This is a genomic window from Psychrobacter sp. Rd 27.2 (assembly GCF_001921755.1).
Taxonomy (GTDB): Bacteria; Pseudomonadota; Gammaproteobacteria; order Pseudomonadales; family Moraxellaceae; genus Psychrobacter; species Psychrobacter celer.
On the sequence record NZ_MRYB01000015.1, the window covers coordinates 1 to 14,702 of the forward strand.

Below are 14,702 nucleotides of genomic sequence, written 5' to 3' on the forward strand. Positions count from 1 at the left end.
TGAAACATCGTTGCGCCAATGGTAGTGTGGCTCCGGCCATGTGAGAGTAGGTCATCGTCAGCTCCCTATTCCTAAAAGCCCCCGACACTTATGTGTTGGGGGCTTTTTTTATGGGTATATTTCTGGAAAATATTAGTATATCCTTTCTTAGTTTGATAACTGAGGAACAATAGTGAAGGCTAAATTAGCAGGTATTCAATACATAGGCGACAGTGGTATTACGCAAGAATGTAAAAAAGCAGTTATAAACCTAATCCATGCTGGCGAAAAAATACATGAAGTAAAAGTACTCACCTTTGAAGAGCCTTATTCAAAAGCTCATGCCTTATTGCTAACCCTTGAGTATGATATTCAGACAGTCATTAAAGGTGGTTTTGCTTCAGGTTACAACGGAGAAGGGCCAAAAGGATATGCATTCGTGTTAAATTTACTGCGGAACTATACAGATAATATTAATGAATACATTATTTCAAAATCAATTTTTGAACGTATATGTAATTCAAGTTTAAGTGTAAAAGATTTGGAATATATCAATAGTATAAAGCCAGTGCGTCCTGCTAGATGGCATGATTCTGCTTACCTTTACAAGGAACGTGAACTTAATATTTTTAGTGAGTTCCCTCTTACTATTCCTATGGCTTTACTTGATAAACGTCTTATTAAGCTAGCACTGGAGTTTGAAACAAATCCAGATAACGCAATAATGAGCGGATACCGGAAAATTGAAGATATCGTCAGAGAGCGTACTGGTTTAAGTAACGAAAGTAGCACTAAGCTGTTTGCAAAAGCCTTTCAAGGTGATAATTCGGTTTTGTATTGGGAGAACTTAGAGTCAGGCGAATCTAAAGGAAGAGCTTCTCTATTTGCCAATGTTTTCATGGCTTATCGCAATAATCGTGCACATCAAGAACCTAAACATAATCTAAGCGACGAAATTCGAGAATTCATGCTAATAAACCAGTTATTCATTTTAGAAAGTAAAGCGGTTGTAAGAAAATCTTAAATTTAAAAGGAAGTATTTAATTGAAGAATAAAATTCAGACAATGACATCTAGTAAACTGATTAGCGTATTATTTAAAATTTTTATATCAGCTATAGTTGTAATGGCTGCTGTCTTCATACTGTACTTTTCAAATTTTAATGGAAAATTCACATCGCAACCTGAGTATTGGGGAACATTCGGTGATTTTGTTGGCGGAACTTTGAACCCAATATTAAGTTTTTTTGCTTTAATGGCACTTCTCATTACAATTATTCTTCAAAATCGTGAATTAGAAGCTACTAGAGATGAAATAGCTCAATCTAGATTAGCTGCACAAGAACAAGTTGTGCATTTTAAGAATGAAAGTAAAAAAGCTGATGTATATAAAACGATTCAAGTTTTAGAAATTAGATTAGAAAGACTTTACAAAGAACCATTATATTTTATTTCTGATGGAAAGCTTCGAAAAAGAGAACTCTATTTCTTACTGACTTTTGCTACAGATGATGCGTTAACACAAATTATTAAACCAGAAGAGCGTCCACCTGAAGATTATGAAACTGAACTAGTAAACACTAAATCGACGCTCATGGATTTGCACTTAACGATAGTGAAGCTATCTATGCAGCTAACAATGCTTACAGAGTATCGAAATAATAATGCAATTTTATTTTTCTATGAACCAACAATTAATCATTTAGCTTCTAAATTAGACAAAATTGGTTACCTACCTCCAGATGATAAAAAGTCACTTAAGATTAATGCAGATATAAGAAGTAGGAATTTGAATGCTCAAAATCAAACCCTAAATGCTGACGTTCAACTATGAGTTTTAGACTATGCTTATCAATGCCCATACTTAACTATACCCGTCATTCGGTAAGACTCGGCAAACAGCTAAAGCAGCAACTTTCCCAAAAAAAAGCCCATATTAGCGAACTAATACGGGCTTTAACGTGTAATAAAATATTCAACAAATTAGGCTATCAACTAAGCACCTTCACCAAATTTACCACTTTGGAAGTCAGTGACTGCTTGCATGATCTCTTGCTGACTGTTCATGACAAACGGACCGTATTGCACAATCGGCTCACGTAGTGGGCGTCCAGTGATTAAGATCACTTTGGTGTCTTCATTACTATCAGCGGTAATGGTAACACCATCCGTATTGTCATCATTTTTTAAGATAGCCATAGTCTTAGTCGGCACGGTTTCGCCTTCAATATCTACCGTGCCGCGATATACAAAAGCAAAGGCATTGTGATCAGCCGGAATGGCTTGGCTAAAGCTCGTGCCTGCTGGCATATGGATATCTAAATACGTCGGCTCAGTGATGTCGCGGGTGACTGCACCTTCTACGCCGTGTGATGTACCTGCAATTACCGTGACGTCTACGCCATCTTCTGTGGTGTATTTAGGCAAGTCCTCACTTTGGAAGTCTTTATACCAAGGATCATTCATTTTATCTTTGGCAGGTAGATTGAGCCACAGCTGAAAACCTTCCATCGCACCGTCTTCTTGTTCCGGTAGTTCCGAATGGATCACGCCGCTAGCTGCCGTCATCCACTGCACGCCGCCATTTTGTAATAACCCTTCGTTGCCGGCGCTATCACGATGGCGCATACGACCCGTGATCATATAAGTAATAGTCTCAAAACCGCGATGCGGATGGTTTGGGAACCCAGCGACATAATCATCTGGATTGTCACTTTTAAAGTTATCAAGCATCAGATAAGGGTCGAGGCGCTGTTGCAGCTGCTGCGTCAGTACGCGAGTCAATTTAACGCCAGCACCGTCTTGAGTATCGACCCCAGCGTGTAGCTGCTCGATTTGACGTGAGTGGGTGACGGTGTCTTTTACGCTATTTATTAGGCTGTTATCCATTGTACTCTCCTACATTTTTAATGACTACTCGCATATATTTGAGGATATGGATATAAAATTCAATAGCTACTATGTAGTTCATCTATAATAGTTTGAGTCGTTATTAAACGCATATTAACTATTTTTCATTGATTAAAACAGCTCTCCTGTCTCAGCCACTTCGTTAAAATCAAAGCCTAGCTGCTCGTTTTTGCGCTGGCGCATCTGCTCGATACGCTGTCTGCGCCCATTGACCAGTCGTAGTACTTCACGGCGCTGTTCTGTTGTCATATCATGCCATAGCTGACGCTCTGTACGACTACGCAGACAGCCAAAGCAATAGCCTTTTTTATTGCTTTGACAGACACCAATACAGGGATTGGCAATCTCGAACAGTTCAAACTGCTGATTCATGGCAGCTCCATTGCTATTGTCATTAGTCCTTTTACTTATATCGTCGTATAGTCAGATACTGTTATTATGGTGCAAATACTGAATAATAGTGTGCCGTTTTAGTGTTATTGTTTTGCTCGCGGTAGTGCTATGCTGGATTTTTATTATCGAGATACAACCATCTTAACAAAACCAATAAGTGAGATGATACGTGAATATTATTTATATCCATGGCTTAGACAGTGATGCCAATTCTATAAAAGGCTCGCTATTAGAGGAGTATTGTCGCCAGTATGATCCTGATATCAAGGTGTTATGCCCCGATCTAAATAAGACGCCAGATCAAGTGTTTGACCAGATGCTGTCGTTAATCGATAGTGTGGCGAGCAAAAACCCTCATGATCAAGATACGGTCTTGGTCGGTAGCTCATTAGGCGGGTATTTTGCTACGTTGCTCAGTAACCATACCGGCTGTCCGGCGCTTTTATTAAACCCTAGTATACAGCCGCATCAGACACTGCAGCGATTTAAGTATAACGCTGAGACTAAGGACGACGGTGCGAAGGACGAGGATGCGAAGGACGAGGCGTCCGAGGTGCTATACACCACTTTGGGTGGTTGGCGCATCACGAATGCTGATTTAGAGTGGTTTGCGTGCCATCAGCTATCGAGCCTTAACTATCCTAAAAAAGTAGTCGCGCTAATCAAAGAGGGTGATGAGTTGCTCAATAGCAGTCTTTCTGCCAACTTCTATAGGGAGCAAGGAGCGACGGTCAATATGCAAAAAGGCGGCGATCATCGCTTTAGTGATTTTAAAACACAATTGCCCAAAGTCATCGAGGTCATACAGCAATTGGTCAAAGGTCGCTTGGTTTAAAGAGACGACATTATCTGACGTGAGCGACTGAGTATTGACCTTAATGGCGTTATTTTTCGTTATAATGGTTGTATAGAATTCATCGTATATAAACAGTTAAGGATGCATTTGTGAGTCAATATAATGCGCAATCGTTAGAAGTTTTAGAAGGGCTGGAGCCGGTACGCCGTCGCCCCGGGATGTATACTGACACCACCCGTCCCAACCATTTGGCCCAAGAAGTCATCGATAACTCCGTCGATGAAGCGCTGGCAGGGTATGCCAAAACCATCAAAGTACAGCTGCATAGCGACGGCTCGCTATCGGTCGAAGATGATGGCCGCGGTATGCCAACCGATATCCATCCTGAGTTTGGTCAGTCAGGTATTGAGCTGATTTTGACGCGTCTACACGCAGGCGGTAAGTTTTCGACCTCCAATTATGAGGTATCGGGCGGGTTGCACGGTGTCGGTATCTCTGTGGTCAATGCGCTATCAACACGCGTTGAGGTCACAGTATGGCGCGATAGTACGCAGTTTGCGATGGCGTTTGAAAATGGCGCAGCGGTGACGCCGTTGACTAAATCTGTCAGCTCCAATAAACGCAAACGCGGTACTCGGGTGCAGTTTTGGGCCGATGGCAGTTTTTTTGATACGTCAAAATTCAATGTCAAACAGCTCAAGCATAACCTAAAAGCCAAGGCGGTATTGGCCGCTGGTCTGACGATTGAGTTTGTCGATGATATCAATGACGAAAAAGTCGTTTGGCAGTTTACCGATGGGGTGGTTGAGTACCTCAGTGAGCAGCTAGATGGACTTGAGACCCTGCCATCTGAGCCATTTTATTATAATCATGAGGCAAAAGACGGTGAGCGCGCGGGTATTACCTTTGCTTTATCGTGGCTGCCTGAGGGTGGTACGCCGATTCAAGAAAGCTATGTCAACTTGATTCCAACTGCGCAAGGCGGCACGCATGTCAATGGCCTACGTACTGGTATCTTAGAGGCACTGCGTGAGTTTTGCGATATTCATAATCTATTGCCTCGCAATGTGAAGCTGACGGCAGAAGATGTGTGGGATGGGGTCAACTATATCCTATCGCTCAAGTTTTCTGAGCCGCAGTTTTCTGGTCAAACCAAAGAGCGTCTCTCGAGCCGTGAAGCTGCCGGTGCGGTGCAGACCCTCGCAAAAGATGCCTTTAGCCTATGGCTCAATCAGCATGCCGATATGGGTACTCAAATCGCCGAGCTGGCTATTAATAAAGCTGGTCGACGGCTCAAGTCTGCCAAAAAGGTCGCCCGTAAAAAAATCTCCCAAGGGCCTGCATTACCGGGTAAGCTTGCCGATTGTCGCGGCGATCTGCGTGATGGGGCTGAGCTGTTTTTGGTTGAAGGCGACTCTGCGGGCGGCAGTGCCAAGCAAGCACGCGATCGACATTATCAAGCGATATTACCGCTGCGTGGTAAGATTCTGAACACGTGGGAAGTCTCATCAGATACGGTGCTGTCGAGCCAAGAGATTCATGACATCGCCATCGCTATCGGTGTCGATCCTGCCTCAGATGATCTCTCTGAGCTGCGTTATGACAAGATATGTATCCTCGCCGATGCCGACTCTGATGGCCTACATATTGCCACGCTTATCTGTGCGCTGTTTGTCAAACATTTCCCAGCACTGGTGGATGCCGGCCATTTATTTGTCGCGATGCCGCCGCTGTATCGTGTCGATGTCGGTCGCGAGGTGCATTATGCGTTAGATGAGTCTGAGCTTGAGCATATTTTAGCGGGCGTACCTGGGAATAAAAAAGCGCAAATCACTCGCTTTAAGGGACTCGGTGAGATGAGCGCTGAGCAGCTACGTGAGACCACCATGAACCGCGATACACGGCGTCTGGTGCAGCTGGATATGGATGACATGATACTGACCAATGGCGTGATGGATATGCTGCTGGCCAAAAAACGCGCCGCCGATCGCAAGTCGTGGTTAGAGAGTAAAGGTAATTTAGCAGACATACCGTGATGTTTGTCATTGATCGCTCGCCCATGGGCAAGTGTCTGCCGAGCGCCTATGCAATAAAAGTATAAAAGATAATCTCGCCCGATAAGCTTAATGTTATGATATGGCTATCTTTAATTATATGGTGCCGTCATGACATCAACGTTATTTAATCGTGCTAAATCGGGCCGCTCTGAGTCTGCACGAGTCAAAGCATTACCAAAACTTAGCAAAAAACATCTGGGTGATTTGGTACCAAGACGGGGCAATAAGTTTGCGCCTGTCCTTGCTTCAGCCTTACTCAAAGCAGCTGGCTGGCGTACAGTCGGTGAGGTGCCCAATATCCCGCAAGCGGTGGTGTTGGCATTGCCGCATACTTCAAATGTCGATGGTATTTATGCCATTCCAAGCCTATTTGCGCTGGATCTTAAGATCAGCATTTTGGGCAAACATACTTTGTTTAAAGTACCTGTCTTTGCCCAGTTGTTAAATTGGATAGGTGTGATTCCGATTGATCGGGGCAACAAAGGCTCGGTACTACAAGCGAGTATCGATAAGTTTAAAACTGGTCAGCCACTGTTTTTGGGTTTGGCACCAGAGGGCACGCGCCAGTACACCAAAGGCTGGAAGTCGGGATTTTATTACTTGGCAATGGGTGCGGGCGTGCCTATATTGCCAGTGGCGATGGATTATAAAACCAAAGAGATACGTTTTATGTCGCCCATTTATCCGAGTGGCGATATCGACGCTGATTTGCCAAAAATCTATGCGCAGTATAAAGGGGTGGTGCCCAGACATCCTGAGCGCTTGTCGCAGCCTCTGCAAGACATCAATCGCGCGACAGATTAAGCGCTATGGGTTTTATGCGCCGCGCAGGCTTTGAGGTTTTATATATAACCAGCCCTTGACATCTGATGATATCAAGGGCTGTTTTTTATGACAAAGGCAAGAAGCGCTGGTTATTAGTGAGCGAGGTAACGGTAATTATGAGGTCTGATGGTGTTTGATTGATGGCTGGATCAAAACTGCGGCTGGCCGTTTGAGGCACTGACGCCGCCATCGACGGGTAAGTTGACCCCCGTGATCATCGCCGCGTCGTGACTGGCTAAAAAAGTAATGGCGGCAGCAATATCGTTTGGTGTCGCTAAGCGGCCGAGTGGACAGCGCGCCAAAAACTTATCGGTTTTATTGTCGTTGTTTTGAATGGCGCTGCTCATGTCAGTTTTGGTAACGCTGGGATTGACCGCATTGACTCGCACGCCATCTGGCCCATGGTCTAAGGCTAGCGTGCGGGTGAGGTTGGTCACTCCGGCTTTAGCAGCGTTATAAGCGGCCATGTTCCAGTCGCCGCCGACCCCTGAGAGCGAGGAGACATTGACGATGTTGCCCTTGGTCGCAATCAGATGCGGCATGGCGGCTTGCGAGACATAAAACGTACCATTTAGATTGACATCGATGGCAGCTCGCCAGTCTTCGGCTGACAAGTCAGTGATTTTCCCTTGCATGGCTTTGCCAGCGTTATTGACCAAAATATCAATCTGTTCAAACTTATCGACGGCGCGTTTGATCATCTCTTGTACTTGGCTTTGTATGCTGATATCACAAGTGATGGTCAGATAGTTATCGGTATGAATCCACGTACGGTCTTGTGGAAACTCTTTTGCAGTCTCTTCTAAGGTTTCAGCGGTACGACCGACCAAGACGACATTGGCACCTTCTTGGGCAAAACGTATAGCAGTCGCCCGGCCAATACCTGAGCCTGCGCCTGTGACGATGACGGTTTTTTCTTTAAAGCGTTTCATGGTATTCAATCCTCGTTATTATATGACAATCATGGGCGGTGTGAGCCGAGTATCCTTGAGGTGTCAGATGTGACAGATGCTGAGGGGATAAAAGACCATCAGCTGTATCGAGTCGCGTCTGGCTCGTCTCGTCAAATCCCTAAACTATATAAAGACGCACGTAAGCGCTGCTGTGCTGATATCATCATAACAACTCATTGCGCTGAAAGCGACTGTGTCTCATGACGCTTATGTCGTTTAATTTTTCATAATATTTGGGGTGTGTTGAACACGCCATAATCATAAAAGGTTGAAACGGTGGCTGATTTGACTGACCTAACCGAGGATCTGGCTTGCTACCTGCAGGGCACAGCGGCAGGCGTAAGCGTTGGCGATATGCAGGCAGTGACGCGTCAATACAACGCCTACTATGACGCTCGGCAATCCTGCTATCAGTTGCCGCTTGGGCGGTTGCAATGGTTGGATCTGACACTGTATCTACCAAGGCATAGTAGCGCGAAGACTATTAAGTCGGCGCGAACGGCGACGCTAAAGGCGGTGCTGGCATGGTATAAGACTTCTTGCGTCGCGGATAGCAAGGACAATCAACATAAGCATGATCGAAGCGATAACGGTCAAAGCGATAATCAAAGCGATAATCAAAATCATGACAAGAAAAGCCGCCGCGATGTATTGGTCTTTGATATCGTCTTTTTCGATGAGACAGAGATGAGCGCTGATATACCGACACTCTCACCGCAACAGCGCTTAGCAAATCGCCTGACGCATCATTTTGATACTGCTTATTTTATGGAAGATTTGGTCATCGATATGAGTGGTGAACCGCGGCCGCTACAAATCTTCAGTCATGTTGACTGGCAGAAGCTGTCGTCAACGCTACAGACGCCTTGTGAGCTATGGCGGTTTTTGCGCTATTATTTACAGCAGCTCCAGCAGTCACTTAGCGATCAGCACGCACATTTTGAAAGGGTGGCAGATTTGGTCACTCAGTTTTTGTACAGCCCGTCTGTATTTACTCATGCCATCACCATTGATAATGCTCTTATAAAAGCGGGCGTGCAAGATGCGCCCAATGCGGCGTTGATCGCCATGACGCTGGCGCACAAAAATCAAAGTGCGACAGCGCAGATGTATCAGCAGCACATGGCACAAGCTGCCACACTATGGTCACAGCTAAGCGGCCAGATGATAGCGATGTGCCGTGATGAGCGACTGAGCAATAGCGCCCAAATGTCCTCAGAGGTTGATTTTTTATATTGGCAGCAGCAGCTACTCGACGAGTCATTGTTTTCTCGTCATGAGCTGGTACGCACTCTATACCGACATCCAAAGCAACCAGACAGCCTAAAAAGCGCCGGTTACGTGGTACATCAGCACTCGTATGAGAGTCTGGGTCGGCATTATGTGCTGATATTTTATGGTCAAAATCAGGAAGGGCAGCATAGCAAACAAGCCATTCAGCCAAACTTGGCAAAAATTGCTCAAGATGTGGCCACGCGCTTACCGATAGCAGCGCTGCATCATGTCATTATTTTGGGGGTGGAATTCATCAATGGAAGGCAAGAAACCTTTATCGATATTGATTTATGGATCCAACCCGTTGCGACCATGACCCAGCGTGAGCGCCAACTCACCAAGCAGATACAACAGCTGCAACAGCAAAAAATGCCAGTGGCAGGCACTTCTGCGGATAACGACCATCCAGCAGAAGCCCTGCCGCAAGTTCGTTTGAATCTCACCATTCCGGCGCGTAAAAGTAATAAATAGCACTATTGATAGCGACTGATAGGTATAAAACACACATTTATGCCCACAAAAAAAGACAGCCTAAGCTGTCTTTTTTGGTTTAAGCGAGCATAAAACTGATGAATTTATCTCAAGAACACATACTTCGAGAGCAAATTACTTATTATTGATATCGTCGTTTAGACCGCTACCTGGTAGCAAGTTGTTATTGTCGATATCTGCATCAGTGATACTACCATCGGTAACATCGTTATCGATATCAGCGGTGTCGATAGCATCGGTATCGACGCGAGTGGTATCGACGACATCAGTGTGAGTATCAGTAGTCTTCGTTGCCGCTGATGGGGTATTTTCGCGGACAGCATCAGCAAACTTCTCACGAGTCGATGCACTCGGCTGTAGCATAGACTTGGCTTTGGCTTCATCTTGCTCTTCATCCATTTTGTCTTGCATCTTACGTAAGAAGCGGGCGGCTGCTTCTTGACCACCAAGACCGAACGAGAGAGCAAAGGCCACGGCAACTGCGCCTAGTGTCAGACCAAAGGCTAGGTTGACGATAGAGTCAGCAATGCCCATCGCTTTTAGACCCATAGCAAGTACAAGACCCATGATTAAGACGCGCACGATGTTTGCTAAGAACTGTGAGCCTTGCTCAGAGCGCTCCACCACACCAGCGATGATGTTGGCAAGCCAAAAGCCGATGAACAGAATAATCGCGCCCAAGATAATGTTGGCACCAAAGGCGATAAACATCGCGATGATGGCTGAGATTGGCTCAAAGCCTAATAAATCAGCGGCAGCGATAGCGGCAAATAACATGGCAAAAAAGACAATGGCATAACCGACAAGATCAGAGACTTTCTTATCACCCATGGTTTCTTGTAGGCCAACCTTGGCAGGTATCTGATTGATCTCTGTGTTTTCAATCAAACCTTTGATGATATTGGCAACCATACGCACCACATAAAACGTCACCACTAAGATAGCCGCTGCCATAAAGATGTTTGGCAACGCTTCCATGATTTTGTTTAGCATATTGGTCGCTGGGCGCGAAATTACTTCGATTTTTAAAGCGTTTAATGCCGCGATAATCGTCGGGATAATCACCACTAAAAATGCCAAAGACCCTGCAATATTCGGCAGGCTGTTTTTTTCGCTCAAGCCTGCTTTTGAGGCCAGCTCTTGTATATTAAAGGTAGACACAAGATTGGTGACGATACCGCGCACCACTTTTGCAATGATGTAGCCGACGACAAACACCACGCCAGCAATGATGATGTTAGGGATAAAGCTAAAGATTTTATCAACCATGTTAGTCAATGGCGCAAACAAACCATCAAGCTCTAATTGACCGAGTACCATGGTCAATACCACCAATAAGATGAACCAATAAACCATATCGGCTATCGTGCTGCTCATGGGTTTTACGCCTGCTTGTGCACTTAGGCGTTCATCCATCGAAGTTTTAGCAAGGGCGGCGTTGATAGCAGTACGCGCCACAGTGGCGACGACCCAACCGATCACCCCAACGGCGATAGCGCCGATCAAGTTAGGGATAAAGGCCAGTACTTGATTGACCATATTGGCAAACGGTGTCGAAATGGAGTTCAGATTCAATTGGTTCAACGCTCCAGAAATGGCGATGATAAAGATAAACCAAAATACGATTTTAGAGATGATGCCTTCTAAATCGTAGGTTTTGCCGGTTGAAGAATTCATGCGTTGGTTGAGATTCACTTTAGACAGTACATTGCGAACCAAAGCCGCGATACCCAGTGCGACAAGCCAGCCAATAATAAATATCAAAATGGCCCCAATGATGGAACCAATAGGCCCACCCAGATAACCGTTAAAAGACGCAAACATTGGATTCATCTTATCCTCCTTTAATCATCATATAAAAGCCGCCGAATGATAGGCTAGGTACTGCTATCAGCGAGCGAAACCAACATAGATGGTTATGATAAATAGCTTTTTTAAGTCGGTTGTGCGGTGATATTATAATTTTTAAGTGTAAAAATTCATCGAAAAAACATCGGCTTATCTTGTGCTAATTGCTATACCACCAATGTCATATCATCCATGATAAAGAGTTACACTCGGTTACTTATCACCTGAACTCATTCAGCTTAGCTGATGTATTAGGGGATTTAAAGATAGAAAGCTTAACGTGTTACTGTATTTGTGTGATAACTTGTTATCGTGACAGGAAATATTAACACAGACTGTACATTCGCCCGATAATTTTTTGCCAAACATGGCTCCTAAAACCAAGATTTGCTATCATAGGAACATGTGACATCTTGCCACTATTCTTACAATTTGAGAGTACTTTATGAAAAAAATCACTACCTTAAGCGTTGGTGCACTTGCTAGCGCTATGTTGTTAGTTACAGGCTGTAGCACCAATAACGGCAATCAAGAAACCGCGGCGCAAAGCATCTCAATTACTGAGCAAAGCTCGGCGAACGAAAAAGTAGGCTATAGCTTGGGTTATATGATGGCCGAAGGTAACAAAGAAGCGGTCGGTGATCTAAATCTTGATACTTTTGAGCAAGGCTTTCGCGATGGCTATGAAGGCAACGACTCAGCACTGACCCAAGAGCAGATGCAACAAGTCTTGATGGATTATCAAAAAGAGCAAGAAGAAAAATTTGTTAAAGACATGGAAGCCAAAGCCACAGAAAACAAAGCGGCAGGCGAAGCCTTTTTAGCAGAAAACGCTAAGAAGGAAGGCGTAAAAGAAACCTCTTCTGGTCTGCAGTACAAGGTCATCGAAGCAGGTACAGGCAAATCACCAAAAGCCACCGATGTGGTCGAAGTCAATTACGAAGGTAAGCTGATCGACGGTACAGTATTTGATAGCTCATACGAGCGCGGCGAGCCAATTGAGTTCCCACTCAATCAAGTCATCGCGGGCTGGACAGAAGGTCTACAACTGATGAAAGAGGGCGGCAAATACGAGTTTTATATCCCATCTGACATCGCGTATGGTGAAGCGGGTAACGCGGGTATCGAGCCAAACAGTACGCTTATCTTTACGGTTGAGCTATTAAACGTAAAATAATGCATTAGGGCACTCATCGCTTTTAGTGTTATATCTGGCATTGACAGACTGATATCTGTGCGCGACTGCCTCTATCAGGTGTCGTTTATAAGGCATCACTTATAAAGTGCCATTTACAGAGTGACATTGATAAAGTATCAGTGACCAACTAAAAAGTTACCCTACCAATTTTTAGCGTTGATAAAAAAGCCCTCATTTATAAATGAGGGCTTTTTTGGTTTGGCGCGGCGGTTGACCAAAGCCTGCCTAGATTATAAGGTTTTTTGAAAGACCTTAGAGTTACGACCGTTGTTGTACTTTTCGCGGCGCGCAGCGGGCAGAGCGCTGGCATCGACTTCGGCAAAACCGTGCTCGACAAACCAATGGGCGGTGCGAGTCGTTAAGACAAAGAGCTTGTGTAGGCCATGGCTACGTGCTTGCTGCTCGATAAATGCCAGCAAATCATTGCCGCGGCTGCCGTTACGGTATTCGGCATGGACGGCGACGCAAGCGACCTCTGCTGAGTCGTCATCGAGTGGGTATAAAGCGGCGCAGCCTAAAATCATGCCATCACGCTCGATGACGCTGTAGTTGTCGATTTCTTGCTCGAGGCGCTCACGCGAGCGAGCCACCAAGATGCCTTGCTCTTCAAGTGGCGTCAAAAGCTCGAGCAGGCCGACCACGTCATCGATGTTGGCGTGGCGGATTTCTTCATAAGGGTCGTGGCTGATTAGGGTGCCAGAGCCATCACGGGTGAATAGCTCTTCGAGGAGCGCGCCGTTTTTGGCGTATGAGATGATGTGCGTGCGATGGACACCTTGGCGGCAAGCCACACTGGCACAGTGTAAGAAATAATTGATCTCACAGTTTAGGTCGCGGTCGCGTAAGAAGCGATCGACTTCGTTTGGAATCATCTCTCGTAGCAAGCGATCATTGTCATTGATGCCGGCTTCTTCGCCTAAGAAAATAAGCTTATCGGCACCCAAGCTCACTGCGGTGCTAAGCGCCACGTCTTCGGCGAGCAAATTAAACACTTCGCCTGTCGCTGAGTAGCCCATCGAGCCCAATATCACGATATGGTCGTGGAGCAGATTGTTTTTGATGGCTTCAACATCGATCGAGCGTACTTCGCCTGTCATTTGGTAGTCGACGCCATCACGAACGCCATAAGGCCGCGCTGTGACAAAGTTGCCAGAAATCGCATCGATACGAGAGCCGTACATGGGCGAGTTGGCCAAGCCCATCGATAGCTGCGCTTCGATCTGTAGGCGGATGGCACCGACCGCCTGTAAGATGGCCGGCATCGCTTCTCGCGGCGTGACACGAATATCTTGATGCAGGGGCGAGGTGATGGCGGCGTCTTTTAAGTTTTTTTCGATTTGTGGCCTAGATCCATGCACCAGCACCAGCTTGATACCTAAGCTATGGAGTAAGGCAAAGTCATGGATTAGGGTGCTAAAATTTGGATGGTTGACCGCTTCACCACCAAACATAATCACGAACGTTTTGCCGCGATGCGTATTGATGTAAGGGGCTGAGTTGCGAAACCAATGAACGTATTCAGGATTGATCTGTGGCATGGCGCTAGTAGTCATAATAGGGGCAGTTGTGGTTAGAATAAAAAAGGCGCGGCAAACAAGCCGATCGCTAAAGAATTACCATAGCAAAAAACGCCGTTATGAGCTATCTTTTATTTCAGTGGTGTTTATCATTTTCAGAGCCGATGCACTATATACACAACCGCAACACGGGGCTTATGTACAGCTATAGGGTTTTTGCTATGCTAAACGCTATTGCTTTACAGACCGCGAACGAAGATAATCAAGAAAAATAAATGCCGTCTTTGGCATGCAACTATAGTAGATTCAATTTAAAAATGTTATAGCGCTACTGGTATAAATTTTCCTTGTGTGCTGTATACACAGAGGCTGCGAAAAATTCATCCCAGTAGCGCTTTGGAACTTATGACAGTTTTGTTTTGAACTGACTATATACTGCCCAATGCCGGAGAGCCACGCG

At 45.4% G+C, this 14,702-nt stretch carries 12 protein-coding genes; 7 read left to right on the forward strand and 5 right to left on the reverse strand.

What is annotated here, in order from left to right; all coding sequences use genetic code 11:
* The first annotated feature begins 172 nt into the window (after positions 1–172).
* Together BTV99_RS11205 and BTV99_RS11210 are read left to right on the forward strand one after the other, a co-directional pair.
* Positions 173–1,003, forward strand: a complete 831-nt coding sequence (locus tag BTV99_RS11205; protein ID WP_083608634.1) for a TIGR02391 family protein — start codon at positions 173–175, stop codon at positions 1,001–1,003.
* A 20-nt stretch (positions 1,004–1,023) separates the two neighbouring features.
* Positions 1,024–1,812: a hypothetical protein gene (locus BTV99_RS11210; RefSeq protein WP_075102453.1), complete on the forward strand. Its 789-nt coding sequence runs from the start codon at positions 1,024–1,026 to the stop codon at positions 1,810–1,812.
* Between the two features lie 161 nt (positions 1,813–1,973).
* Here BTV99_RS11210 and BTV99_RS11215 read toward each other — a convergent pair whose 3' ends face one another.
* On the reverse strand, positions 1,974–2,867 hold the full coding sequence (locus BTV99_RS11215) for a pirin family protein (protein WP_075102454.1): 894 nt from the start codon (positions 2,865–2,867) through the stop codon (positions 1,974–1,976).
* Between the two features lie 132 nt (positions 2,868–2,999).
* A complete protein-coding gene (locus BTV99_RS11220; RefSeq protein WP_075102455.1) occupies positions 3,000–3,260 on the reverse strand; it encodes a DUF1289 domain-containing protein in 261 nt (86 codons plus the stop codon).
* Positions 3,261–3,450: 190 nt separating this feature from the next.
* On the opposite strand from BTV99_RS11220, the gene BTV99_RS11225 reads away from it, so the two are divergent.
* The 3 genes from BTV99_RS11225 to BTV99_RS11235 all read left to right on the forward strand — a co-directional run bounded on the left by BTV99_RS11225 (position 3,451) and on the right by BTV99_RS11235 (position 6,938).
* The gene (locus tag BTV99_RS11225) at positions 3,451–4,116 is read left to right on the forward strand and encodes a YqiA/YcfP family alpha/beta fold hydrolase (protein ID WP_075102456.1); all 666 of its coding nucleotides are present in this window, start codon (positions 3,451–3,453) and stop codon (positions 4,114–4,116) included.
* 110 nt (positions 4,117–4,226) lie between these two features.
* Positions 4,227–6,113, forward strand: a complete 1,887-nt coding sequence (gene parE / locus BTV99_RS11230; protein ID WP_075102457.1) for a DNA topoisomerase IV subunit B — start codon at positions 4,227–4,229, stop codon at positions 6,111–6,113.
* A gap of 129 nt (positions 6,114–6,242) precedes the next feature.
* Positions 6,243–6,938, forward strand: coding sequence for a lysophospholipid acyltransferase family protein (locus BTV99_RS11235; protein WP_075102458.1), 696 nt, complete (start codon positions 6,243–6,245; stop codon positions 6,936–6,938).
* A gap of 170 nt (positions 6,939–7,108) precedes the next feature.
* On the opposite strand, the gene BTV99_RS11240 is transcribed toward BTV99_RS11235, so the two are convergent.
* On the reverse strand, positions 7,109–7,891 hold the full coding sequence (locus BTV99_RS11240; protein WP_075102459.1) for an SDR family NAD(P)-dependent oxidoreductase: 783 nt from the start codon (positions 7,889–7,891) through the stop codon (positions 7,109–7,111).
* 297 nt (positions 7,892–8,188) lie between these two features.
* Between BTV99_RS11240 and BTV99_RS11245 the strand changes: the two genes are divergently transcribed.
* Positions 8,189–9,658 (forward strand): hypothetical protein, encoded by a 1,470-nt coding sequence (locus BTV99_RS11245; RefSeq protein WP_075102460.1) that lies wholly within the window; start codon positions 8,189–8,191, stop codon positions 9,656–9,658.
* 135 nt (positions 9,659–9,793) lie between these two features.
* Here BTV99_RS11245 and BTV99_RS11250 read toward each other — a convergent pair whose 3' ends face one another.
* Positions 9,794–11,512: a mechanosensitive ion channel gene (locus BTV99_RS11250; protein WP_075102461.1), complete on the reverse strand. Its 1,719-nt coding sequence runs from the start codon at positions 11,510–11,512 to the stop codon at positions 9,794–9,796.
* 460 nt (positions 11,513–11,972) lie between these two features.
* On the opposite strand from BTV99_RS11250, the gene BTV99_RS11255 reads away from it, so the two are divergent.
* Complete coding sequence (locus BTV99_RS11255) at positions 11,973–12,704, forward strand: FKBP-type peptidyl-prolyl cis-trans isomerase (RefSeq protein ID WP_075102462.1); 732 nt, start codon at positions 11,973–11,975, stop codon at positions 12,702–12,704.
* A 251-nt stretch (positions 12,705–12,955) separates the two neighbouring features.
* On the opposite strand, the gene argA is transcribed toward BTV99_RS11255, so the two are convergent.
* Entirely contained in the window at positions 12,956–14,278 is a 1,323-nt protein-coding gene (gene argA / locus BTV99_RS11260) for an amino-acid N-acetyltransferase (protein ID WP_075102463.1), read from the reverse strand.
* Between the last annotated feature and the right edge of the window lie 424 nt (positions 14,279–14,702).

What these genes read in the sequence shown, in the direction of transcription:
- BTV99_RS11215 (WP_075102454.1), bottom strand. Translation starts at nt 2,867, where the DNA reads ATGGATAACAGCCTAATAAATAGCGTAAAAGACACCGTCACCCACTCA.
- BTV99_RS11220 (WP_075102455.1), bottom strand. Translation starts at nt 3,260, where the DNA reads ATGAATCAGCAGTTTGAACTGTTCGAGATTGCCAATCCCTGTATTGGT.
- BTV99_RS11235 (WP_075102458.1), top strand. Translation starts at nt 6,243, where the DNA reads ATGACATCAACGTTATTTAATCGTGCTAAATCGGGCCGCTCTGAGTCT.
- BTV99_RS11240 (WP_075102459.1), bottom strand. Translation starts at nt 7,891, where the DNA reads ATGAAACGCTTTAAAGAAAAAACCGTCATCGTCACAGGCGCAGGCTCA.
- BTV99_RS11250 (WP_075102461.1), bottom strand. Translation starts at nt 11,512, where the DNA reads ATGAATCCAATGTTTGCGTCTTTTAACGGTTATCTGGGTGGGCCTATT.
- BTV99_RS11255 (WP_075102462.1), top strand. Translation starts at nt 11,973, where the DNA reads ATGAAAAAAATCACTACCTTAAGCGTTGGTGCACTTGCTAGCGCTATG.
- argA (WP_075102463.1), bottom strand. Translation starts at nt 14,278, where the DNA reads ATGACTACTAGCGCCATGCCACAGATCAATCCTGAATACGTTCATTGG.